The organism is Aeromonas popoffii (assembly GCF_037818705.1).
In the GTDB taxonomy this organism is placed as follows: domain Bacteria; phylum Pseudomonadota; class Gammaproteobacteria; order Enterobacterales; family Aeromonadaceae; genus Aeromonas; species Aeromonas popoffii.
In genome coordinates this window covers 2,209,827-2,232,732 of the sequence record NZ_CP149129.1, presented here as the reverse complement: position 1 = coordinate 2,232,732, position 22,906 = coordinate 2,209,827, and the positions used below count along the sequence as shown (strand labels likewise).

The 22,906-nt window shown below is 59.0% G+C and carries 19 protein-coding genes and 1 other annotated feature; of the genes, 8 read left to right on the top strand and 11 right to left on the bottom strand.

What is annotated here, in order from left to right:
• The first annotated feature begins 435 nt into the window (after window positions 1–435).
• Window positions 436–3,654 carry an ExeM/NucH family extracellular endonuclease gene (locus WJM78_RS10185; RefSeq protein ID WP_339015491.1) on the top strand — a complete coding sequence of 1,073 codons (3,219 nt, stop codon included), beginning with the start codon at window positions 436–438 and terminating at the stop codon, window positions 3,652–3,654.
• A 363-nt stretch (window positions 3,655–4,017) separates the two neighbouring features.
• On the opposite strand, the gene WJM78_RS10180 is transcribed toward WJM78_RS10185, so the two are convergent.
• Window positions 4,018–4,566 carry a glycine zipper 2TM domain-containing protein gene (locus WJM78_RS10180; RefSeq protein WP_422388448.1) on the bottom strand — a complete coding sequence of 183 codons (549 nt, stop codon included), beginning with the start codon at window positions 4,564–4,566 and terminating at the stop codon, window positions 4,018–4,020.
• A gap of 626 nt (window positions 4,567–5,192) precedes the next feature.
• Here WJM78_RS10180 and WJM78_RS10175 point away from each other — a divergent pair.
• On the top strand, window positions 5,193–5,381 hold the full coding sequence (locus tag WJM78_RS10175) for a hypothetical protein (protein ID WP_042037656.1): 189 nt from the start codon (window positions 5,193–5,195) through the stop codon (window positions 5,379–5,381).
• A gap of 97 nt (window positions 5,382–5,478) precedes the next feature.
• Here the strand turns inward: WJM78_RS10175 and WJM78_RS10170 are convergent, their stop codons facing one another.
• A complete protein-coding gene (locus WJM78_RS10170) occupies window positions 5,479–7,005 on the bottom strand; it encodes a YfcC family protein (protein WP_339015487.1) in 1,527 nt (508 codons plus the stop codon).
• A gap of 621 nt (window positions 7,006–7,626) precedes the next feature.
• On the bottom strand, window positions 7,627–8,916 hold the full coding sequence (locus WJM78_RS10165) for a GGDEF domain-containing protein (protein WP_339015485.1): 1,290 nt from the start codon (window positions 8,914–8,916) through the stop codon (window positions 7,627–7,629).
• 353 nt (window positions 8,917–9,269) lie between these two features.
• Between WJM78_RS10165 and WJM78_RS10160 the strand changes: the two genes are divergently transcribed.
• A complete protein-coding gene (locus WJM78_RS10160; protein WP_339015483.1) occupies window positions 9,270–10,751 on the top strand; it encodes a KAP family P-loop NTPase fold protein in 1,482 nt (493 codons plus the stop codon).
• Between the two features lie 31 nt (window positions 10,752–10,782).
• Here the strand turns inward: WJM78_RS10160 and hisIE are convergent, their stop codons facing one another.
• From hisIE to hisG, 8 genes are read right to left on the bottom strand one after another with little or no spacing between them, the layout of a single operon-like run.
• Window positions 10,783–11,433, bottom strand: a complete 651-nt coding sequence (gene hisIE, locus WJM78_RS10155; RefSeq protein ID WP_339015482.1) for a bifunctional phosphoribosyl-AMP cyclohydrolase/phosphoribosyl-ATP diphosphatase HisIE — start codon at window positions 11,431–11,433, stop codon at window positions 10,783–10,785.
• Complete coding sequence (hisF, locus tag WJM78_RS10150) at window positions 11,426–12,199, bottom strand: imidazole glycerol phosphate synthase subunit HisF (RefSeq protein WP_339015480.1); 774 nt, start codon at window positions 12,197–12,199, stop codon at window positions 11,426–11,428. Before hisF ends, hisIE begins: the two co-directional genes overlap by 8 nt.
• The gene (hisA, locus tag WJM78_RS10145; protein WP_339015478.1) at window positions 12,199–12,960 is read right to left on the bottom strand and encodes a 1-(5-phosphoribosyl)-5-[(5-phosphoribosylamino)methylideneamino]imidazole-4-carboxamide isomerase; all 762 of its coding nucleotides are present in this window, start codon (window positions 12,958–12,960) and stop codon (window positions 12,199–12,201) included. The genes hisF and hisA overlap by 1 nt, the downstream gene beginning before the upstream one ends.
• The gene (gene hisH, locus WJM78_RS10140) at window positions 12,961–13,605 is read right to left on the bottom strand and encodes an imidazole glycerol phosphate synthase subunit HisH (RefSeq protein WP_339015477.1); all 645 of its coding nucleotides are present in this window, start codon (window positions 13,603–13,605) and stop codon (window positions 12,961–12,963) included.
• A complete protein-coding gene (gene hisB / locus WJM78_RS10135; protein WP_339015475.1) occupies window positions 13,605–14,714 on the bottom strand; it encodes a bifunctional histidinol-phosphatase/imidazoleglycerol-phosphate dehydratase HisB in 1,110 nt (369 codons plus the stop codon). Before hisB ends, hisH begins: the two co-directional genes overlap by 1 nt.
• 15 nt (window positions 14,715–14,729) lie before the next feature.
• Window positions 14,730–15,800, bottom strand: coding sequence for a histidinol-phosphate transaminase (gene hisC, locus WJM78_RS10130; protein ID WP_339015473.1), 1,071 nt, complete (start codon window positions 15,798–15,800; stop codon window positions 14,730–14,732).
• Entirely contained in the window at window positions 15,797–17,122 is a 1,326-nt protein-coding gene (gene hisD, locus WJM78_RS10125) for a histidinol dehydrogenase (protein ID WP_339015471.1), read from the bottom strand. Before hisD ends, hisC begins: the two co-directional genes overlap by 4 nt.
• 12 nt (window positions 17,123–17,134) lie before the next feature.
• Window positions 17,135–18,031, bottom strand: coding sequence for an ATP phosphoribosyltransferase (gene hisG, locus WJM78_RS10120; protein ID WP_339015469.1), 897 nt, complete (start codon window positions 18,029–18,031; stop codon window positions 17,135–17,137).
• A gap of 25 nt (window positions 18,032–18,056) precedes the next feature.
• Window positions 18,057–18,185 (bottom strand) — a sequence feature (His leader region).
• Between the two features lie 186 nt (window positions 18,186–18,371).
• Here hisG and WJM78_RS10115 point away from each other — a divergent pair.
• From WJM78_RS10115 to WJM78_RS10095, 5 genes are all read left to right on the top strand, one after another.
• A complete protein-coding gene (locus WJM78_RS10115; protein WP_042037673.1) occupies window positions 18,372–18,614 on the top strand; it encodes a hypothetical protein in 243 nt (80 codons plus the stop codon).
• Window positions 18,615–18,681: 67 nt separating this feature from the next.
• Complete coding sequence (locus WJM78_RS10110) at window positions 18,682–20,592, top strand: ATP-dependent DNA helicase (RefSeq protein ID WP_339015467.1); 1,911 nt, start codon at window positions 18,682–18,684, stop codon at window positions 20,590–20,592.
• Between the two features lie 90 nt (window positions 20,593–20,682).
• A complete protein-coding gene (gene tsaB, locus WJM78_RS10105; protein WP_339015465.1) occupies window positions 20,683–21,384 on the top strand; it encodes a tRNA (adenosine(37)-N6)-threonylcarbamoyltransferase complex dimerization subunit type 1 TsaB in 702 nt (233 codons plus the stop codon).
• 106 nt (window positions 21,385–21,490) lie between these two features.
• Window positions 21,491–22,006 carry a Slp family lipoprotein gene (locus WJM78_RS10100; protein WP_339015463.1) on the top strand — a complete coding sequence of 172 codons (516 nt, stop codon included), beginning with the start codon at window positions 21,491–21,493 and terminating at the stop codon, window positions 22,004–22,006.
• Between the two features lie 8 nt (window positions 22,007–22,014).
• Complete coding sequence (locus WJM78_RS10095) at window positions 22,015–22,866, top strand: alpha/beta hydrolase (RefSeq protein WP_339015461.1); 852 nt, start codon at window positions 22,015–22,017, stop codon at window positions 22,864–22,866.
• Window positions 22,867–22,906: the final 40 nt, after the last annotated feature.

Here is a 22,906-nt window from a genome sequence, read left to right as displayed (position 1 = left end):
AAAACATTATTTTGGTTGTCTCATATTAAGGGTGTGATATTTATCCATAGGAGGTCGGGAGTATTTTCGCCCGGCGACACAGTGATGCTATATGGCCGGGCATCATCTGCCGTCGTCGCTATTTCCACCTTATTGTCCCGTGAATGGCCGCTCGCGATTCGGCCTGGGTATCGCTGGCGTGATCCTTTCTCAAGCTGCTGTTTTTGCTTGCCATGTCAGCCTGTGTCGCCATCTTGTGCGCCGTTACGGGATATTGGTGGCCGCAAATGCCAATGGTCGAGCGCCGCTCATCTTGTGGCAGACGTGTCACTTGAAAACATTATTTTTTCGTCACCTACTCGCAACAATTTTCTGTCATTGTTAGCCAGCTCGCGGCGGCCCGCATAACGCGGGGCACCAATAACATCTCTGCTAATAAGAAAAGGAACATTGGCTATGTCAGGAAGACACTCTCTGGTGGCGCTCGCGGTCGGGCTGGCGCTGTCAGGACAGGTACAGGCACAACTGCTGATCAGCGAATATCTGGAAGGATCCAGTAACAACAAGGCGGTGGAGCTGAGTAATCTTGGCGCGACGCCCGTCGCGCTCTCTCAATACCGGCTGGCGCTCTATGCCAACGGCAAACCTCTCACCGATGCCCCCACCAACAGCCTGGCGCTGCAAGGCACCCTCGCCCCGGGCGCCAGCCTGGTGTTGGCCAACCCTTCCGCCAACGCTGAGATCCTGGCCAAGGCCAATCAGACCAGCGGCAATCTGGTGTTCAACGGTGACGACGCCCTGGTGCTCTATCACGGCAGCGAGATAGTGGACAGCTTCGGGCAAGTGGGGGTGGATCCGGGCACGGCCTGGGTGTCAGGCAGCGTCTCGACCCTGGACATGACGTTGCGCCGCAAGGCCACCGTCACCACGGGCCGGACTGATGCGGCTGGCCCCTTCAATCCGGCGCTTGAATACGTGGCCGCCGCCAAGGATGACGCCAGTGGCCTGGGTTGCAGTGGCGATGGTCCCTGCGATGGCCCTCTGCCCCCGACCTTCGTCTGCCCGATCGATCAGCTGATACCCGTGCCTGCCATTCAGGGCCCGGGCAGCAGCAGCCCGCTGGTGCCGACTGGCAAGTTTGAATCCGAGCAGACCTATGCCACTCGTGGTGTGGTCACTCAGGTGGTGAACGGTCTCTACAAGGGCTTCTTCATCCAGGACCGGCAAGGGGATGGGGATCCGGCCAGCTCGGACGGTCTCTTCGTCTACAGCACCCAGACCAACAGCGCCATAGTGCCGGGGGCCGAGGTATGCGTCTCGGGCAAGGTGAAGGAGTACTTCAACCAGACCCAGCTCAATGCAGATCAGCTGGTGGTGACCCAGCCCATGGTGGCCTTGCTGCCGGCGGTGGATCTGGTGCCGGTGGCGGGTGAAACGCTGCACCAGCTGCTGGAGCGCCACGAGGGGATGCAGGTGCGGCTGGTACCCGAGTCCAGCCTGGTGGTGACCCGCAATTTCAGCTTCGATTACGACGGCAAGCGCAACAACCTGGTGCTCGCTTATGGCGCGCCTCTCATCAAGTCGACCCAGAAGTTTGCCGCCCTGAGCGAGGAGGCGAGCCAATGGGCCCTGCGCAACCAGCAAAACCAGCTGGTGGTGGAAACCGACGCCAAGGCGCCGGATGGGGTGCTGCCCTGGTATCCCGCCTTCAATGCCGAAGATGGCTACCTGCGCATCGGCGACAAACTCAACGGGCTGGAGGGGGCGCTGGGTTACTCCTACAACCTGTTCCGGCTGGTGGCGAGCAACCGCATCGACAGCAGTGACATAGACCACAGCGGCTGGGACAGGGTAGATACTCCTGAACTCGCCGAGGCAGGGGATCTGCGGGTCGCGAGCTTCAACGTGCTCAACTTCTTCACCACTGTGGTGGGCGGGGATGCCAACCCCACCGGCAGCAACCGGGGCGCCCTGACGGTGGCGGAGTTCGAGCTGCAGCGTACCAAGATCGTCAGCGCTATCACCCGCCTCAACGCCGATGTGGTGGGGCTGATGGAGATAGAGAACAACGGCTACGGTGGCAACTCCGCCATCGCCAATCTGGTTGAGGCCCTCAACGCCGCGCAATCGGATGAAGCGGATCACTACCGCTGGATCGCCTCGCCCGATGGCCAGCCCATCGGCACCGACGCCATTACGGTGGGGCTCATCTACCGGCCCGCCAGCGTGACGCCACAAGGTGCCGCCAGCCTCATAGTGCTGCCGGTGCAGCAGGCCGAGGCCTTGGACGCCAGCGGCAAGCCGGTTGCCATCAATCAGGGCATGCGCGAATCCCTGTTGCAGCAATTCAGCTCGCCCAAGGGGGATGCGCCCCTGACGCTGGTGGTCAACCACCTCAAGTCCAAGGGCTCCGCCTGCTTTGAGGATTACCCCGACTACGCCAGCGCCGATCCGCTGGATGGTCAGGGCCACTGCAACGCCCTGCGGGTCTCCGCCGCCAAGGTGCTGGGGGAGAGCCTCAAGGACATGAGCGGGGATCTGCTGCTCATCGGCGACCTGAACGCCTATGGCATGGAGGACCCCATCCGGGTGCTGACCAGCTATGATCCGGCCGCGCAGCCGCGCCAGATCATGAGCGCCTCCTTCACCACACTGGCGGGTCAGCCCTATGAGGAGAGCGGCAGCGCCCTTGGCAAGGGGTATGGTTTTGTGAACCTCAATACCCGCTTCCATGGCACCGACACCTACTCCTACAGCTACGAGGGGGAACTCGGCAACCTGGATCACGCCCTGGCGAGCCCCAGCCTGGCAGCCAAGGTGATCGGTATCGAGGATTGGCACATCAACTCCGCCGAGAGCAACTTCTTTGAGTACGGCAGCAAGTACACGGGTCAGCTGGCCAAATCGGACGGCCCCTTCAGCGCCTCGGATCACGATCCCGTGCTGGTGGCTATCCAGTATCCGCTGCCGCCTGCCGGGGTGATCAGTCTGGATAGCGCCGCCGCCAGCGTGGAGGAGGGCAGCGCCCTGAGCCTCACCGTCAGCCGCCGCGATGGCAGCCATGGCGAGGCCAGCGTGCACTACCGCATCGTCTTTGGTAGCGCCGATGCCAATGATGTGGCGCCACTGACCGGCACCCTGAATTGGGCAGCCGGCCAGAGTGACAGCCAGACCATCAGCATCCCGGTGAAGAGCGACACCCTGCGCGAGGGGGATGAGACCTTCACCCTGGAACTGTTCGATGCGAGCGGCGCTGCGCTGGGTGAGCAGCGCCAGACTCTGGTGACCATCAAGGACAAGCTGGCGCCGTCCACCATTGCGCTGGCCCGCGCCACCATGACGGTGAACGAGGGGCAGTGGTTTGCCGAGATCCCAGTGGTGCGCAGCGGCGATTTGAGCAAGCCGGCCCGTGCCCAGTTGGGCCTTGAGGGGATCACGGCGCGCTGGGGACTGGATTTCCTGCCCTGGTTCAGTCAGTCGGTGAGCTGGGCCGCCGGTGAGGGGGGCAGCAAGTCCATCAAGGTGCTGATCCTGGATGACTGGTTTGTCGAGTCCACAGAGCAGTTCAAGGTGAGTCTGCGTCAGCTGCAGGGGGGCAAACCGGGTGCAGTGCAGGAGACCCTGGTCGATATCAAGGACAACGACAAGTCCTGGTGGCCGTTTGGTCGTCACTGATAGGTGTCATGAACATGCGTGATACAAGGGGCCTGCGGGTAATGCCAGTCAGTTAAGCATTTTTATGACTAAATATTCGAGATATTGAATATCAAAAACTGTTCCATGGTTGAAGAGTCAATTTGGCTCCAACCCTTGCCCTGACTGGCATGCAATAAAAAGAGGGAGGCATCATGCCTCCCTCACTCTTTAGCCCTTATCCCCTGCGGGTTGGGACTCAAATTCTCTTAACTGACTTGCATTAGGGCCTGCGGGCCCCTTTCTGCTGAGGCATGATGGGGTTGGACTGGGTGGGCGGCCATGCCAGATGAAGCGGCTGGCGCGCAACAAAAAGGCCCATCGGTGTGATGGGCCTTGGGGTGCTCATAGGATGGGGCTTGTCAGGATTGACTCTGGCTGGTCGATCACCAGCTTGCCATCCTTGACCGGTATGGTGGCGCCGGGGGCCTTGTCCATGCGGATGACGCCTTCCTGACCGGCGAGGCGGTAGGTGACATCATAACCCAGGGTACGGGTGCTGCTCTCCTGCACCGTCTTGCAGCGTTGCTCGGTGGTGGTGTAGGTATCGCCCGCCTGCATGTTGCCCTGCACCCGATTGCCAGCATAGCCACCGGCCACGGCGCCTGCGGCTGTGGCCACCTTCTTGCCGTTGCCGCCACCAAACTGGTGGCCGACTACGCCGCCCAGCGCCGCGCCAACCACGGTACCCAGGATCTTGTTCTCATCCTGCACCGGTTTGCGGTGGGTCACTGTGACGTTGCGGCACGCCTGACGGGGCGTCTTGATGGTCTCGGTCACCGGCTTGCTGGCCAGCACCTCGGCAAACTGCGGTTGGGCTGAAAACAGGGATCCGCTGGCGGCGGCCGACAATGCCAGCGCAGAGGCGACACCGATCCCGACACCTGCCAACATGGATTTGTTCATTTTGCGTTCTCCTGAAATGCATCACCTGATGCGGCTGTTGCTTGCCGCGATCTTGGCACAACCCGGGGGATGAACAAGGTGGCCAGCGTGCAGGCACGACAAGCCCTGACTGCACTAAAAAGCCCCTTGTCAAAAAGGTGTCGGGCTTTGGCGACACAGGGCATGGATGGCGGCTCAGCGGCTGGGCGGCAGGTCACCCGGGTTCGGGTGGATGCGTCGCAATGTGCGATACATATGGACGCTTTTTATCTATGTTGCGTCAAGCCATCGCTATCGTGCTGCAATCTGCGGCCTCTTGTCCTCTGACGCGGGCGTGAAGGGCTGGCCTGCTCGCACAGACTCATGCGGTAAGTGCTTGATAAATCGCTTTACTGACGGGAACAGACTGTCGATAACAGATCACGGCAAGCATTTTGCTTGGTCTTGTGGCAGAGAGGGTGACGTGCCCATGAGTGACAGTGGCCCATCCCTTCTCGGCGCGATGCAGTACCGATGAGCCAGATAAAGCCGTCATCATCTCGGGGCGCAGCAAAGCGATAACGGTAATGCAGGGGCCATCCCGATGCGGCACGCGTTGGGATGGCGGTGGTCAAGCAAGTCGGCAAGGGGGACTTATGTCGATGCTGCCAAGATGGATACAGCCGGCCGTACAGGCCGGGATCATTACCCAGCAGCAGGCACAGCGGCTGCTGGCCTCTCTTTATCAGCCCCTCGGTGAGGCGGCGCAGGAGCTGCCCGCCGACATAGTCGACATCAGTCTCAAGCTTTACTGTTTTCGCCAGCAAGGTCGGGTGCGCCATTGATACACGAGTGAGAGGGGGTATTCCCGAGCCGCTGGAGCCGCGTGCCCCATAGCGCGCCACTTTTTGGGGCAGGCTTTCTCTGGTAGTGAGCACCGCCTCAGATCATCATCACCTGCACCACCAGCATCAGGGCGCCAAAGCCCAGCACAAAGCCCACCATGGGCAGCACGAACTTGACCCACTTGTTGAACTGGATGCCGAGCATCTGCAAGGTGACCAGCACCAGCCCGGTGGGGGCGAGGAACAGCATGGCGTATTGCCCCCAGTTGTAGGCTGACACCACGATATAGCGCGGGATCATCACTGTATCTGCCAGCGGCGCCATGATGGGCATGGAGAGCACCGCCAGCCCGGAGGAGGAGGGCACCACCAGCCCCAGCAGGGTGAACACCAGCATCTGCGCCACCGCGAACACGGCGCCGTGCATACCACAGACCAGATCGGAGGCGTAAGCCAATATGGTGTCCGAGATCATCCCCTGATCCAGCACCAGATTGACCCCCCGCGCCAACCCGATAATCAGCGAGACCGCAATTAGCTCCGATGCGCCCTGGGTGAAGGCCTCGACCGCCTCTTTCTCTTTGAGGCCCGAGATGAAAATAATGATGATGGCGATGGAGAGGAAGGAGGCCGCCATCTGCGGGAACCACCAGCCCGCCATGGCGACACCCCACACCATGAGCGGAAAGGCGAGGATAAACAGGGCCAAGATGATCTTGCGGCGCAGGGTGAAGGGGACACTTTCATCCAGTGCCCCTTGTTTGAGGAAACGAGCGCGAAAGCTTTTGCGATCCTCATAGGTGTAGGAGAAGGCCGGGTTGGCCTTGATCTTCTTGCAGTACCAATAGAGATAACCGATCACCACCAGGGTGCCCACCAGACAGCCGACGGCGCGAAAGATCAGCCCCTCGGTAAAAGGGATACCGGCGGCGTTGGAGGCAATCACCACCGAGAAGGGGTTGATGGTGGAGAAGCTGGTGCCCATGGAGGCGGCGAGAAAAATGGCCCCTACGCAGACGATGGCGTCATAGCCGAGCGCCAGAAAAATGGGCACCAGTATGGGGTAGAAGGCGACTGCCTCTTCCTCCAGCCCACAGGTGGTGCCCCCCAGCGCCATGACGACGCAAACCAGCGCCACAAACAGGAACTCGTTGCCCCGGGTCTTGCGAGAGAGCGCGACCAGCCCCGCGCTGAAGGCGCCGGTCTTGTTGATGACACCGATAAGCCCGCCCAGCACCAGAATGAAGACGATGATATCCGCCCCCTCTATGGTGCCCTTGACCATGCTGACCGCCACGTCGGCGAGTCCCTTGGGGGCCTGCACCAGCCGCTCATAGGTGCCGGGAATGGCGATGGGCTTGCGGATGGTGCCGCTGGTGAATTGCTCCACCGCAATATTGATATTGAGTTGTGCCAACGCATCCTGGGTGGCGGGTATTCGGCTAATGTCGCCCTGCGGGTTATGGACCATCAGGGTGTTGTTGGCCTGGTTATAGGAGAGCTTGGAATAGGCCCCTGCCGGAATGATCCAGGTCAGCGCAATGGCCAGCAACATAATAAGAAACAAAATGGTAAAGGCAGTGGGAAATTGTCTGCGTGGCTGGGTATTCGGCTCGGCACACATAAAATGCTCCTCGATAACGCAGGTTCGGACTCGGCGGAATATCGGGGCGACAGGGTTCCTTCGTCATGGGGCGGGAGTGCACAGTTCTACTGGTAATGACGCGCTCGTTGGCGAGAAATCTGGCCTGATATTGAACATCCGGTAGATCGTTTCACACTGCAACCGTAACCCGAACGCTGTTGGATGAACATGGGGGCATGTTCGCTTTATGGGATGGCTCACACAATTAATTCACTGCTGATTTTAATTGCTGATATGTAATGTACAGCATTATGCAATAACTATTTCATTACATAGGCAAGGTGACCTGCCTTGAATTAACGTCATGAACATAATGCGCAGTCAGATGAATGAAGTATCAGATAAACCGATTTTAACTAAAGAGTGTTTAGCCACCTTCAACCTGAACTCTGTGCCATAAAATAAACAATGAAAAATCGGAAATATTTTCCGTAAACAAGCGCATCATCTTCACTCACTTGCCCAAGACCACCACCGGCAAAGTGCAAAAATACGTGCTGTGCCAGCCGTTGGGATAGAGAACGTCAGCGAAGTGGTAATACAAGCAGGAGGGAAAAGAGAAGGGGATATGAAGGGCCGGGAGCCCTCCCGTGGCGTTACCTAGCATGCCTTGGTCGCGACACAGTTGCGACCGCTCTGCTTGGCTTGATAGAGCATCTGATCGGCGCGGGCATAGAGGCTCTCCATCGGTTCTTCTTTGCCATTTTCCACCAGCCCGGCGCTGATGGTGATGATCAGCTCATCGCCATCGGGCAGCGGCAACGGGCTTTGCATGACGTGCAGGCGCAGCCGTTCTGCCAATGACGCAGCGGCTGAGAGTGTGGTATTGGGCAACCAAATGGCAAACTCGTCGCCGCCGATACGGGCCAGCACATCTTCACTGCGCAGCACCGATAACATGACCTTGCCCAGATGAACCAGCGCCCTATCCCCCAAGGGGTGGCCATAACGATCGTTGATGCACTTGAACTGGTCCACGTCCAGCACCACCAGCACAGAGGTGAGGTGGTGGCGGGCATTCAGGCTCAGGTTCTTTTCGCACACCTCAAAGAAGAAGCGGCGATTATAGAGACCGGTGAGACCGTCTCGCACCGACTGCTGATGCAGTTGCTCCTTGAGCTGGTGCAGTTCGGTGATATCGGAGGCGATCCCGATCAAGGTTGGTGTGCCATCGGCCAGCAGAAAGGGCACCTTGACGGACCAATAGTAGTGCTGCTTGCCCTCGATGTCGGTCAGCATCTCTTCCCCGGCTTGCAGTTCACCGGTTTCAAATACCGGGTTATCCAGCAGCCTTGGCTGGCAGGCACTGGTTGGTGGAAACAGCTCATCATCGCGTCGGTTGATGATCTGCTCGGCAGGCATGCCAAGCAGGTCGGAGACCTTTTGATTGACGTAGAGAAAGCGGTGCTCGCTGTCTTTCATATAGATAAGGGCATCCACGTTGGCGAGGACTATCTCCAGCAACTGGTGCTGCTCCGCCAGGCGCGCCTCGATCAACTTGTGTTCGGTGATATCGGTGGAGATACCGCACAGGCCGATCAGGTCGCCATCCCGGTCATACATGGGCTTTTTGACGGTCCAGTAGAACCGCTTTTCACCTGTGGAGTTGAGGTAGTTGATCTCTTCCCGGGCGAGGGCGACCTGCTGATCCAGCACCAGCCGGTCGTTGCGCGCAATGGCATCCGATAATGCAAGATCAAAAAAGGCCCGATCATCCTGCCCCTGCAGCTCGGCAAGGGTACACCCAAAGAGATCCAGCACCGCCTGATTGGCATAGGTGTAACGGCCCTCCAAATCCTTGGTAAAGAGGTAAGCATCCGTCTCGTTGAAGATGGATTTGAGGTGATCCAGCTCATGCTGCAACCGGGTGGGGAAGGGGTCATCCTTCATGGGGTTGGCCATCCTTGATCAATGGGACCTGTGTATACGGGGCCAATATGTATCAACTGTTTTAAATTAAGCACTGATCCCGACATATTTCGCGATTATTTCCGCGACTTTTGCGTTATGTCACAAGATCGCGCGATTGACCAGGCGCCGCCATAAATCCACTGGATTCAAATGTTTTCATTCGATTCCTATCCTGCTTGTCACTCCCCTATGCTCTCTGTGTTGGTGATTTACGGCGTTGGCAACATATGGGCGTCCAAATGGTTAAAAGGGAAGCAAACAGGTCTTTAATCAATTTTTTTCCAAGATGACCCTGTTATCATCCCCTGCAACGCAGCATGGGGAGGTTCGAGATGGCAGTGGCACCGTTTAAATGGAATGCAACAATTCAGTGGGATGGACCGGGGGCCATTGCGGGCGGCGAAGAGCTGGCCGGTGATCGGCTGGATCGTGCCCGCTATGCCGAGTTTCTCACCAACTATCTGGTGGCAGAGGGCAAGCAACGCAACTATGTGCTCAACCTCAATGCTGAGTGGGGGGCAGGGAAAACCTGGTTTATCAAGCGCTGGTATATGGAGCTGAAAGCGCACTATCCCACCGTCTATATCGATGCCTGGCAGCAGGACTTTTCCGATGACCCCTTATTGACGGTCATTTCGTCGATCATTGAACAACTAAAAGCAGAAGCGGGTAGCCCTCAGCTTTCCCCCTATCTGTCGACCAAATTGGCATCATTGTTAAAAGCAACCGCGCCGATAGTGACCAAAGCACTGTTTAAAAAAGTCTCTGGCATCAATATCGATGAAGTCCAAGAGGTCATTACGGCTGATGACGCGGGAAAACTGGTTGAATCACTTTTTCAAGATACTCGTAAAAAGACAGAAGCAGTACAGTTGCTCAAGCACGAAATACCGCAGTGGGTAGAGGCGATTATTGGCAAGAAAAAGAAACAGGCACCCGCATTTATCCTGATTGATGAGCTGGATCGTTGCCGCCCCTCCTATGCAGTAGAGATGCTGGAGACCATCAAGCATATATTTGATATTAAGGGCGTGGTGTTTGTTCTGGCAACGGATACCGAGCAGTTGCAGCATGCTATCAAGGTTATTTATGGGGAGGGGTTTGATGGTAAAAAATATCTTGAACGATTCTATGATAGCCAACGTACTTTGAAACAAGGCTCTCGTTATGAGATGGCTAAATCAAGATTAGATCTTTATGGTGATGAACTTTGGTTACCAGAAAAATTCTTTTTGTATCCCAAAATGTCAAAGATGCAGCTTGCTGAAACCATTGCTGATATATCAAGGGTTTTTGAATTGTCTCTTCGAGATATGCATAGATTAATATCACATCTAGTTGCAATAATAACCAACCTTAAGAAAAGTATAGATATTGTTTTCTTAGTGACTCTTTATTGTATTCATCTTAGAAAAAAAGATTCATACAATGCCCTGATAATGGAAAGGTATAATTTGAAGAAACTTTTGTCAGATGGGGGCGATCCAAATTTCGACTGGATAAAATGGGCACAAAAACTCGATATTCATACGTTGCAGTCTGTAAGCATTAGTTTTGACTTATCTGGATTAGATGAAAGATGTCGAGCTGCGACATCAAAAGTGGATGCACTTAATTACTTTATTTGGATGTATGCGTTAAGCTTTGATTATAATACAGATGTTGATTTTCTAAATAAGCAAATAGATTCTGAAGTTATGTTTTATGAAACCTCATATCAAATACAGCAAGCAGTAATTCAGTTGGTTAATAAAAGTTCTGATTTTAATATAATGGATTATGAAGATTTCTTGACTCTCGGATTTAATGATTAAACGGGCTGACAGCCCGTTTAATCATTTACGGTTATTTATTATGCCGCTCATAAAGCCGCTGCACCACATCCTGTAATCCCAGCCCCTCGTTTTGCAGCAGTACGGTCAGGTGGTAGAGCAGATCGGCGGATTCGTTGATGAGCTCCTCCCGATCCTTGGCCATGGCGGCCAGTGCCACTTCTACGCCTTCTTCACCTACCTTCTGGGCGATGCGCTTGGTGCCTTTGCCGTAGAGGCTGGCGGTGTAGCTGGTGGCCGGATCGGCCCCTTTGCGAGAAGCCAGTACCTGCTCCAGCTCTGCCAAAAACCCGAGCGGTGGCAGCGGGTGGCCATTAAAGCAGGAGGGGGTGCCCTTGTGGCAGGTGGGGCCGACGGGGTTGGCGGCGATCAGCAGGGAATCCTGATCGCAGTCGGTGCTGATGGCTACGAGTTGGAGCACATTGCCCGAGCTTTCACCCTTGGTCCACAGTCGCTGCTTGCTGCGGCTAAAGAAGGTGACCTGACCGGTAGTCTGGGTCTTTTCCAGCGCCTCGCGGGTCATAAAGCCCTGCATCAGCACCTCGCCGCTGGCGGCGTGCTGGACGATGGCGGGGATCATTCCATCGCACTTGGCCCAGTCGAGCTGCTCGGCAAGGGCGCGCGCGCTGGCGGTTGTTTGTGCATTTTCAGAGAAGTTATTCACGGATGGCGACTCCTTCGGTTTTCAGCCAGCGTTTCAATTCGGGAATGGGGATAAGGCCCTTGTGGAACACAGAGGCGGCCAGCGCCCCGTCCACATCGGCGAGGGTGAAGGCATCGCGAAAGTGTGCCATGGCACCGGCACCGCCGGAGGCAATCAGCGGCACCTTGCAGACGCTGCGCACCAGTTTGAGCTGCTCGAGATCATAACCCTGACGCATGCCGTCCTGATTCATCACGTTCAGCACGATTTCGCCCGCGCCGCGCTTTTGCACTTCCTTTACCCAGTCGAGGGTGTGCCAGGCGGTGGTGCGGGTGCGACTCTCGTCACCGGTAAACTGTTTGACCTGATAGTGGCCCGTGTCGGCATCGAAGTAGGAGTCAATGCCCACCACCACGCACTGCACGCCAAAGCGCTCGGCCAGTCGGCTGATGAGGGTCGGGTCGGCAAGGGCCGGAGAGTTGATGGAGACCTTGTCGGCGCCAAATTCGAGGATCTGGCGGGCGTCCTCCACACTTTTGATGCCACCGGCAACGCAGAAGGGGATATCGATCACCTCCGCCACCCGGCTCACCCAGCTCTTGTCCACCACCCGGGCATCGCTGGAGGCGGTGATGTCATAGAACACCAGCTCGTCAGCGCCCTCTTCGGCGTAGCGGCGCGCCAGCTCGACAATACCGCCCATCACCTCGTGGTTGCGAAACTGCACCCCTTTGACCACCACGCCATCTTTCACGTCGAGGCAGGGGATAATGCGTCTTGCCAGCATCAGTTGCCTCCTGTGGTAACGGCTGCGGGCGTTTGCCAGCAGGCGATGGCGTCACCCACCGAGAACTTGCCCTCCAGCAGGGCGCGGCCAAGGATGATCCCCTTGACGCCGGAGCCCTTGAGCGCCTCGATATCCGCGATGCCGCCAATGCCGCCGGAGGCTTGAAAAGCGACGCTCGGGTAGCGGGCGCAGAGATCCCGATAGAGCTCGACGTTGGTGCCAGCCAGGGTGCCGTCACGGCTGATGTCGGTGCAGAGCACATGCTTGAGCCCGGCGGGGAGGAAGCGCTCGATCAGCGCTTCGATGGTCACGCCGCTGTTCTCCTGCCAGCCTGCCACCGCGATATGGCGATTGCCCTGCTCATCGATATTGACGTCCAGCGCCAGCACTATCTGCTCGGGGCCATATTTCTCCATCCAGCTGGCCACCAGATCCGGGGATTTGACCGCAGTGGAGCCAATCACCACCCGGCTGGCACCGGCGGCCAGCAGATCTGCCACATCCTGCTCCGTGCGCACGCCACCACCGACCTGCACCGGCGCTTCGGTGGCCGACAGCAGTTGGGTCAGCAGTGGCAACTGGCGCGCCTTGGCATCCTTGGCGCCGTCCAGATCCACCAGATGGAGCTGCACCGCCCCCTGGGAGACATATTCATCGAAGCGCGCCTGCGGGCTGCTGCTGTATTCGGTCTTCTGCTCGTAGTCCCCCTGATAGAGGCGAACCACCTGACCGCTGATCAGGTCAATTGCGGGAATGATCATTCATAGCTCCAGAAAATTTTGCAGCAAACGGGCACCAGCTGCGCCTGAGCGCTCCGGGTGGAATTGGGCGCCAAAGAAATTGTCACGGGCGACAATCGCGGTAAAAGGCTTGCCGTAGTCACAAGTCGCCAGCGTCGCTTTTGTCACCTCCAGCGCATAGGAGTGCACGAAGTAGAAGTAACTGCCGCTCGGGATCCCCTTGAGCAGGGGATGGGTCTCGTCATGCTCAATCTGGTTCCAGCCCATATGGGGCAGGCGCATGCTTGACTGGTGTAAGGTGCCCACCTCCATCAGCCGGATCTTGCCCGGTACTATGCCAAGGCAGTCGATAAGCGTATCTGGCGAACCCTGCGTGCCCATGCTCTCTTCAGAGGCCTCCGCCAGCATCTGCATGCCGAGGCAAAAGCCCAGCAGCGGCTGCTTGGCGGCGCGGATAAGGGGCACCAGCCCCCGTTCGTTGAGGTTGTTCATGGCGGCCACCGCAGTGCCGACACCGGGCAGGATCAGCTTGTCGGCCTGCTCGATATCAGCCGCTTGGTTGGAGACCAAGGGCCGCACGCCGAGGCGCTCGAACGCCATTCTGACCGAGGCCAGATTTGCACAGCCTGTATCGATAATGACCAGCTTCTGCTTGCTCACATCCATCACAGCACTCCCTTGCTGGAGGGGAGGTCGCTCCCTTCCACCCGAATAGCCTGACGCAGGGCGCGGCCAAAGCCTTTGAACAGCGACTCCACCTGATGGTGGGTGTTGCCGCTGCCCACCTTCATTTGCAGGGTGATGGCCATGGCATCCGAGATTGAGCGGAAGAAGTGGGGCACCATCTCGGTGGCCATCTCGCCTACGTTGTCGCGGCCAAAGCCGCTCGGGCAGTCAAACACGAAGTAGGGGCGGCCGCTCAAATCCAGCGCTGTGCTCACCTCCTGTTCAGTCAGCGGGCGCGCATCGATCACTGCCTGCACCTCGTCCATCGCCAGCACGAAGCCGAAGCGGCCGATACCGCGTTTGTTGCCAAGGGCTTGGCGCAGCGCCTGGCCGAGGGCCAGCCCAACGTCTTCCACCGTGTGGTGATCGTCGATATGCAGATCGCCGCTGACGTTCAGTTTGAGCTGGAAACCGGCGTGGGTCGCTATTTGATCCAGCATGTGATCAAAGAAGCCGATGCCGGTGGCAATCTGGTTGCCGCCGCTCTTATCTAAATCTACCGCTACCTGAATGCGGGTCTCTTTGGTGTAGCGCTCCACCTCGGCAGTGCGGCCCTTGCAAAGAAGCTGATCACGGATGGCGAGCCAGTCGTGATCCTGCGGGTGGTAGCGAATACCGCCAATGCCCATGTTCTCGGCAAGTTGCAGATCGGTCTGACGATCGCCAATCACGAAGGAGTTGGCAAAGTCGATGCGACCTGAGGCGAGATACGCTTTCACCAGTCCAAGGTGGGGTTTGCGGCAGCTGCAACCGTCGGTGGGGAAGTGCGGGCAGATCAGCACCTGCTCCCACTGCACCCCTTGCGATTCAAACAGGTGCATCATCAGGTCGTGGGGCGGCTGGAAGTTCTCCAGCGGCAGGCTGGCGGTGCCCAGCCCATCCTGATTGGTCACCATCACCAGCACGTAACCGGCGGCCTGCAACTCGCGCAGTACCGGAATGACCATGGGCTCGAAGCGCAGCTTGGCGAGGCTATCCACCTGCTTGTCGGTCACCGGCTCTTCTATCAAAGTGCCGTCGCGGTCGATAAACAAAAACGGGGTCTTCATCGCTACATCCTTGTCTTACAAAGTGGGAGAGGGCAGATCACGCAGTACGGCCAGCACGGCGTCCATCTCGCCCTGATAGCCGATGGTGACGCGAATGCTGTTGTCCAGACCCGGTTTGCTGGAGAAATCCCGCAGTATGATGCCGGCGGCCTTCATGGCGGCAAAGACGGCGGCGCCATCCACAAAGCGCACCAGCACGAAGTTGCCCTTGTCCTCGAATACTTCCTTCACGCAGGCAAGCTTTGTCAGCTCTGCCTTGAAGGCGGCTTTTTGCTTGTTGAGCTCTATCACTCGCTCGCGCATCAGCTCCAGCCCCATGGGGGAGAGTGCCTGCGCCGCGATCTGGGCGATGGGCTCGGGGATGGGATAGGGGGCGATCACCTTGGCCAGCATGGCGATCACCTCGGGGCTTGCCAGCGTAAAGCCGCAGCGGATCCCCGCCAGGGCAAAGGCCTTGGAGAGGGTGCGGGTCACCACCAGATTGGAGAAGCGGGCCAGCAGGTCCACCACGGACGCCTCTGGGCAGAACTCGATATAGGCCTCGTCCACCACCACGATGGCGCGATCCCGGGCCTTCTCCAGCAGGGCAATCAGGCCATCGCGACCCACCAGATCCCCGGTGGGGTTGTTGGGGGAGCAGAGAAACACCAGCTTCACATCGCCGAGGCGATCGGCGATGGCGGGCCAGTCCGGCTGGCGGCTGGTGGTGAGCGGTTGCTCGACGATACCGACGCCACAGGTCTCGGCGCTGATGGCGTACATGCCGTAGGTGGGGGGGCAGATGAGGATCTGATCTTCACCCGCTTCGCAGAAGGTGCGAATAAGCAGCTCGATGGCCTCGTCGGCGCCGCGGCTCACCAGCACCTGATCGGGGTTGACTCCGGCGTAGGCGGCATAGCCGCTCACTACCCCGGCCGGTTGGCACTCGGGGTAGCGGTTGAGGCGGCTCCCCTCGATGGTGAAGGGATAAGCCTGCGGCGCCTCGTTGGCGTTGAGCCAGACGTGGCCCTTGCCACCGATGCGGCGGGCGGATTGATAAGGGGTGAGGGCCCGCACCACGCGGCGCGCCAGATTGGCAATGCTCATGACAAATCCTTCTGCTGTGCTGTTTGTTGGGGCGAGGCGGCCAAGGCGTTCAACCTGAGGGTGACGGCATTCTTGTGGCCATCGAGCCCCTCGGCCTGGGCGATGCGCTGAACGATGGGGCCGAGCCCCTGAATGCCCTCAACGCTGAGTTCCTGCACCGTGTAGCGGCGCTGATAATCGGCCAGCCCCAAGCTTGAACAGGTGCGGGCATAGCCATAGGTGGGCAATGTGTGGTTGGTGCCGCTGGCGTAATCGCCGACCGACTCGGGTGTCCACTGGCCAAGAAAGATAGAGCCGGCGTTCTCGAGCTTATCCAACAGATCACGAGGCGCTTGGGTCTGCACAATCAGGTGCTCCGGCGCGTAGGCGTTGGAGATGGCGCACGCCTCGGCCAGATCGTCACAGAGGATCACCAGACTGCTGCCAAGCGCCTGCGCGGCGATCTCGCGGCGGCTCAACTTGGCCAGCTGGCGCTTGATCTCCCCTGCGATGGCATCGGCCAGCAGAGGCGAGGTGGTCACCAGCACCACCTGACTGTCAGGGCCGTGCTCGGCCTGGGAGAGCAGATCCGCCGCCACGAAGGCCGGATTGGCGCTCTCGTCGGCAATCACCAGCACCTCGGAGGGGCCGGCTGGCATGTCGATGGCGGCGCCGCGCCAATCCGCGGAGACCTGCCCCTTTGCTTCGGTCACAAAGGCGTTGCCCGGGCCGAAGATCTTGTCCACCTTGGGAATACTTTCTGTGCCGTAAGCCATGGCGGCGATGGCCTGGGCGCCGCCGATGGCGAACACCTTCTCGACCCCGCAGGCGCGGGCGGCAAACAGGATTTCGTCGCTGGCGGGGGACGGGGTGCAGAGCACCACTTCACGGCAACCGGCGATGGCGGCCGGAATGGCCAGCATCATCACGGTGGAGGGGAGCGGCGCGCTACCCCCCGGCACATAGAGGCCGACCCGGCTGATGGGCTGGGTGCGCAGCTCGCACACCACCCCGGGTTGGGTCTCGACCCGTACCACCGGTTGCACTTGGGCCGCGTGGAAGGTGCGAATATTGGCAATGGCCGCTTCGATGGCATTTTTGATGCTTTCATCCAGCCGCGCGCAGGCAGCTTCAATCTCATCTTCGCTGACGCGCAACTGCTCACGGGGGGCGCGCTCGAAGCGCAGGCTGAGCTCGCGCAGGGCCTCATCGCCACGGCTGCGCACCGCTGCGATGATCTCTTTGACCACGGCGCCGATATCGGCCTCGTCATTGAGGGCGGGGCGGGTCAGCACGTCGGCCTGCTGGGCAGGAGAGAGGGTCTTCCAGATCAGGGTCTGCATAATGTCCCTTCCTTATTCCATCATTTTTTCGATGGGCAGCACCAGAATGGAGCTGGCGCCGAGGGCCTTGAGCTGCTCCATGGTCTCCCAGAACAGGGTCTCGCTGGAGACGACGTGCAGGGCCACCTGATTGGTGTCTCCAGCCAGCTGCATGATGGTGGGGCGCTCGGCACCCGGCAGCAGATCGGTGATGGCATCGAGCTTGTCTTTGGGGGCGTGCAGCATGATGTACTTGCTCTCGCGCGCCTGCTGCATCCCTTGAATACGGGGCAGCAGTTTGTCGATAAGCTGCTGCTTGGCATCGGACAAGGGGTTGGGGGCCTGTACCAGTACCGCCTTGGAGCGGTAGATCACCTCGACCTCTTTGAGGCCATTGGCCTCCAGCGTCGCGCCGGTGGAGACCAGATCGCAGATGGCATCGGCCAGCCCGGCACGGGGGGCCACTTCCACCGAACCACCCAGCATGACGCTCTTGAACGCGAGCCCTTTTTCGTCGAAGAAGCGCTTGAGCAGCCCCGGATAAGAGGTGGCGATACGCTTGCCTGCCAGACTCTCTGGCCCTGTGTAGGTCACATCATCCGGCACCGCCAGCGAGAGGCGGCAGCCGCCGAAATCGAGCTGCTTGAGGGTTTTCACTTTCGCAGGCAACCCCTGGGAAGCGCGAATGAGTTGCGCCTCCTCCAGTACGTTCTCACCTATGATGCCAAGGTCAACCACCCCTTCCATCACCAGACCCGGGATATCGTCATCACGCACCCGCAGGATGTCGATGGGCATGTTTTCCACATGGGCGATGAGGCGCTGCTCGCGCAGGTTGATCTTGAGGCCGCAGCTCTTGAACAGGGCTTGGGAGTCCTGGCTCAGACGACCGGACTTTTGCATGGCGATACGCAGGCGTTGTGTTTCCATTTGCTCGATTTCCTTCTAGTCAAAAACGAAAAAACCCTCGGAAGTATGTGCTTCCGAGGGTTTATGAATCTTGCGGTCCTTTTGGAAGTCACCAGTTAAGTGTCTTCCAGCAGTCAACCTCCTGAAAGACTAGTCGGGATGATGATGGTGGTGATGAGTCTTCAGGGTGGTGAACTGCATGTAATCAATCCTTTACAAATAAGATGTCGTAGTTGACGCCTGATTTACACTACCTGCCTTGACAGAAAATGCAACCGGAAACTGTGATTTGATCGATTAAAGTTGAGGAAACGGTTTTCTGGTCGATAACTAGACAATACCCCCTACAGGAGTCGCTATCATGCCCAGCCAGGACCTGTTGTTCCCCATTTTGCCGCGGGCGCCAGCGACCCCGAGTCCTGACGACATCAAGCGGGAAGTGACCCAGATCAGTCAGAAGCACCAGCTGCGCAAGACCAGCACCGACAACGGTGAGTCCCAGCAGCGTCAGCAGGCCTATCCCTCTGCCAAGCGTGATCAGTCAAAGCCTAAAGAGGACGATCACAAGCCGGATCCCGAGCACCAGATCGATCTCTTCGTCTGAACGCATTATCAGTCCCGTTTTAACCGCATTTTTGGCATAATGCCCGCTTTTGCTGCGGGACGCCCTTTTGACCATCCAGACCCTGTTCAAGCCAGATGGCCCTCTGGCCAGCCACATCGACGGCTTTGTTGCCCGCGCCCCGCAACTGGCCATGGCCGAGGCCGTCTCCAGTGCCATCAAGCGCGGTGGCCGTCTGCTGGTGGAGGCGGGAACGGGCACCGGCAAGACCTATGCCTATCTGGTGCCTGCGCTGGAGTCTGGCAAGCGGGTGGTGATCAGCACCGGCTCCAAGAACCTGCAGGAGCAGCTCTTCTATCGGGATCTCCCGACCATCACGGGGGCGCTCTCCTACACCCCACCAGTGGCCCTGCTCAAGGGGCGCAGTAACTATCTCTGCATCGAGCGGATGAACCGGCTCCTGAGCGAATCCCATCTGCAAAAGCCGGAAGTGCTCAATGATCTGGTGAAGGTCAAATCCTGGTCCACGGCTACCGATAACGGCGATGTGGGGGACATCCCGGGGTTGCAGGAAAACGCCGAGATCCTCACCCACGTCACCAGCACCAACGACAACTGCCTCGGGCGTGACTGCCCCTATTACGACGACTGCCATCTGGTGGTTGCTCGTCGCCGCGCCATGGATGCCCAGGTGGTGGTGATCAATCATCACCTCTTCTTCGCCGATATGGCGGTGAAAGACACTGGGTTTGGCGAGTTGGTGCCCGAAGCGCAAGTCTATGTGTTCGACGAGGCGCACCAGTTGGCGGAGATCGCCACCAACTACTTCGGCAAGTCGGTGGGCAGCCGCACCATCCAGGATCTGGCGCAGGATATCCAGCTGGCCTATCGGGCCGAGGCGCACGACATGGCCCAGCTCGGCAAGGCGGCGGACCGGCTATCCATCGCCAGTCAGGATCTGCGGCTCGCTTTCGGGGTGGATGGCGGCCGTGGCAATACCCGTGACATGCTGCGCCAGCCGCTCTGGGGGCAGGCGTTGGCCCGTCTCAACGACGCCATCGGGCTCTGCTACGAGGTGCTCAAACTCGCGCTCGGGCGCGGCGAGCAGCTGGATCACGCCTTCGAGCGGATCTGCGAGCTGCGCACCCGCCTTGGGGAGGTGCTGGCGGTCAATCAGACCGGCTTCTCCTACTGGTATGACTGCTCGCGGCTGCATTTTTCCCTCAATTTGACGCCGCTCTCGGTGGCCGAGCGCTTTGGCGCCGAGGTACTGCGTCCCGAGGTGGCCTGGATCTTTACCTCCGCCACCCTGACGGTGGACATGCGCTTCGATCACTTTGTGGCCGAGCTGGGACTCGCGGGCAGTGCCGAGCTTATTCTCGACAGCCCGTTTGATTATACCGAGCAGGCGCGGCTCTGTGTGCCCCGTTTTCTGCCCGAGCCCAATGCCTTTGGCCGTGGCGAACAGCTGGCCCAGCTGATGATCCCCCTCATCAACAAGACGCCGGGGGGCTGTTTCTTTCTCTGCACCAGCCATCAGGTGATGCGTCAGGTGGCCGAGGTGCTGCGCCGCGAGATTGGCCGCACTGTCTTGCTACAGGGGGAGGACAACAAGCAGCGGCTACTCAAGGAGTTTGTCGAGAATGGCCGCGCCGTCTTGGTGGCCACCAGCAGCTTCTGGGAGGGGATAGACGTGCGGGGGGCTGCGTTGTCGTGTGTTATCATCGACAAGCTGCCGTTTGCCAGCCCAGACGATCCCTTGCTCAAGGCACGGGTCGATGATTGCAAGCTCAAGGGGGGCGATCCCTTCGCCGAGCTGCAGTTGCCCAAGGCAGTGATAGCGCTCAAGCAGGGGGTGGGGCGGCTCATTCGTGATCGCAGTGATCACGGCGTACTGGTCATCTGTGATCCACGCATGGTCAATAAACCCTACGGCGCTACCTTTATCAAGAGTTTGCCCGCCATCCCTCGCACCCGGGAGTTGGGGACGCTGGGGCGCTTTTTCGATCGCGGTGACTAAGTTTGCCGCCAGATAACAGAGTTGAACAACGGGTGAGCATATCTTGCTTGCCGGTTATGTAATTGACTGATTTTATAGAGATTGGAAAGCATGAACGAGTTGAAGATCCTGGCCGTTGATACCGCCACCGAAGCCTGCTCCGCCGCCTTGCAGGTGGGTGACGCGCTGTTCTCTCGCTGGGAAGAGGCGCCGCGGGATCACACCCGTAAAATCTTGCCCATGGTTCAGGCTGTGCTGGACGACGCCGGGATAACCTTGGGTGAGCTCGATGCCATCGCGTTCGGGCGTGGCCCGGGGTCTTTCACCGGCGTGCGGATCGGGATCAGCGTGGCCCAGGGGCTGGCGTTTGGGGTTGGCGTGCCGCTCATCGGCATCTCCACCCTGGGTGCCATGGCGCAAGGTGCCTATCGTCTCGATGGTGCTGAACAGGTGTTAACCGCCATCGATGCACGGATGAACGAGGTCTATTTTGGCCGCTATGAGCTGATCGATGGCCGCATGCAACTGGTGGGCGACGAGGTGGTGAGCGATCCCGCGGCACTGGTTGACGCCCGTGGCAAGCTGGCGGGTCCGGTGACCTGCGTCGGTACAGGTTTTGAAACCTATGGCGAGACCTTGAGTGGTCTTGCCGATGAGCTGGCGGTGAGCCAGGTACGCTTCCCGGCGGCCATCGACATGCTGCCGCTGGCCCGCGCCGCCTGGCTAGCGGGGGAGGCGGTGCCGGTAGAGCAGGCGACGCCGGTCTATTTGCGTGACAAGGTGACCTGGAAAAAATTGCCGGGTCGCGAATAAGGGCAGGAGGCTGCGTTGCATGCCTGTCGCTCTTGCCATAAACCTGCATCCCCCTGCCGGACAGGGCCTGGTAACAGGTTCGGTATCCGGCAAAAAGGAGAGTGACATGATGAAACGTGCGATCGTGATAGGGGTGGCAGGCTTGCTGCTCGGCGGGTGCAGCACTGTTCCGAAGGAGCTGGCCTATGAGCCGGCAAACCAGCTGGTGGCCTATCAGCCCGCCCTTGGCGGGATGGAGGGCAAACCGGCCCGCTGGAGCGGCGTCATCTCGGCAGTACAGAACAAGGCGGATCAGAGCGTCATCGAGGTAGTTTATCTGCCGCTCAAATCCAACGGGGTTCCGGAGCAGACCGAGCAGAGTCCGGGCCGCTTTCTGGCCATCATGCAGGGCTTCGTCGACCCGACCCTTTACGCCAAGGGGCGCAGCCTGACGGTGCTCGGCACCATAGGCCAGCCGGTGGATGGCCAGATTGGCGAGCACAAATATCGTTTCTCGGTGATCGATGCCACCTCCAGCAAGCTGTGGCCGCCAGTCAAAGAGGTGGAAATCCGCTATATGGATCCTTACTTCTACGACCCCTTCTATGATCCCTTCTGGCCGAGACGGCCGCTGCGTCGCTAAGGTTGCTCATGACAATCATCATGCAGGAAAAAATGCTCACCCTGGCCGATGGTCGCCGGGTGGCCTTGCTTGACAACGAGCAGCAGGGCAAGCTGCTGCTGATTGCCTTGCATGGCTGGCTCGACAACAGCGCCAGCTTCTTGCCGCTGGCGCCGCATCTGGGTGATTTTCATCTCATTTGTGTCGATCTGCCGGGGCACGGTCACTCCGATCACAAGACCACTCCCTATGTCTTTGTCGACTGGCTGGACGATCTCTACCAGATCGTGCAGGCGGCAGGCTGGTCGCGTTTTACTCTGCTTGGACACTCCCTCGGGGCGTTAATCACCTCCGCCTATGCCGGGGTGTTTCCCGAGCAGGTGGAGCGGCTCATCATGCTGGAGGGGTTGGGCCCGCTCAGCCAGCCCGATGAGGAGGTGCCGGCGCAGTTACGGCGGGCGATTTTAAATCGCAGCCGCACCCGGGAACGCAATGCCAACGGCTTTGCCTCGGTTGATGAGGCGGTGGCCGCCCGTTGCAAGGTGGCGGATATCACGCCGCAGGCGGCGCGGCTTATCTGCGAGCGACAACTGGTGGAGCGGGCAGGGCGCTGGCATTGGCGCAGCGATCCCCGTTTGCGGGAATTGTCGCCACTGCGCATGGGTGAGGGGCAGGCCCAGGCGCTGATCCGTGCTATCCGCTGCCCTGCGCTGTTTATCCGGGGCGAGCAGGGCTTTGCCAGCCTGCTGGCGCAGTGGCAGTTGCGTCATGGCGCATTCGAGCAAATAGAAATGGTCGTTTTGGCGGGAAACCATCATTTTCATATGGAAAACTCGGCCGATACCGCCGTTTGTATCGAAAAATTTTGTCAAATTCGCTAGAATCACCGGCTTTCAATCATTCCAGGTTTGTTTTCCCCCT

Excerpts from the sequence above, each read along its gene's own strand:
- WJM78_RS10185 (WP_339015491.1), top strand. The coding sequence starts at position 436 with ATGTCAGGAAGACACTCTCTGGTGGCGCTCGCGGTCGGGCTGGCGCTG.
- WJM78_RS10180 (WP_422388448.1), bottom strand. The coding sequence starts at position 4,566 with ATGTTGGCAGGTGTCGGGATCGGTGTCGCCTCTGCGCTGGCATTGTCG.
- WJM78_RS10175 (WP_042037656.1), top strand. The coding sequence starts at position 5,193 with ATGTCGATGCTGCCAAGATGGATACAGCCGGCCGTACAGGCCGGGATC.
- WJM78_RS10170 (WP_339015487.1), bottom strand. The coding sequence starts at position 7,005 with ATGTGTGCCGAGCCGAATACCCAGCCACGCAGACAATTTCCCACTGCC.
- WJM78_RS10165 (WP_339015485.1), bottom strand. The coding sequence starts at position 8,916 with ATGAAGGATGACCCCTTCCCCACCCGGTTGCAGCATGAGCTGGATCAC.
- WJM78_RS10160 (WP_339015483.1), top strand. The coding sequence starts at position 9,270 with ATGGCAGTGGCACCGTTTAAATGGAATGCAACAATTCAGTGGGATGGA.
- hisF (WP_339015480.1), bottom strand. The coding sequence starts at position 12,199 with ATGCTGGCAAGACGCATTATCCCCTGCCTCGACGTGAAAGATGGCGTG.
- hisA (WP_339015478.1), bottom strand. The coding sequence starts at position 12,960 with ATGATCATTCCCGCAATTGACCTGATCAGCGGTCAGGTGGTTCGCCTC.
- hisH (WP_339015477.1), bottom strand. The coding sequence starts at position 13,605 with ATGGATGTGAGCAAGCAGAAGCTGGTCATTATCGATACAGGCTGTGCA.
- hisB (WP_339015475.1), bottom strand. The coding sequence starts at position 14,714 with ATGAAGACCCCGTTTTTGTTTATCGACCGCGACGGCACTTTGATAGAA.
- hisC (WP_339015473.1), bottom strand. The coding sequence starts at position 15,800 with ATGAGCATTGCCAATCTGGCGCGCCGCGTGGTGCGGGCCCTCACCCCT.
- hisD (WP_339015471.1), bottom strand. The coding sequence starts at position 17,122 with ATGCAGACCCTGATCTGGAAGACCCTCTCTCCTGCCCAGCAGGCCGAC.
- hisG (WP_339015469.1), bottom strand. The coding sequence starts at position 18,031 with ATGGAAACACAACGCCTGCGTATCGCCATGCAAAAGTCCGGTCGTCTG.
- WJM78_RS10115 (WP_042037673.1), top strand. The coding sequence starts at position 18,372 with ATGCCCAGCCAGGACCTGTTGTTCCCCATTTTGCCGCGGGCGCCAGCG.
- tsaB (WP_339015465.1), top strand. The coding sequence starts at position 20,683 with ATGAACGAGTTGAAGATCCTGGCCGTTGATACCGCCACCGAAGCCTGC.
- WJM78_RS10100 (WP_339015463.1), top strand. The coding sequence starts at position 21,491 with ATGATGAAACGTGCGATCGTGATAGGGGTGGCAGGCTTGCTGCTCGGC.
- WJM78_RS10095 (WP_339015461.1), top strand. The coding sequence starts at position 22,015 with ATGACAATCATCATGCAGGAAAAAATGCTCACCCTGGCCGATGGTCGC.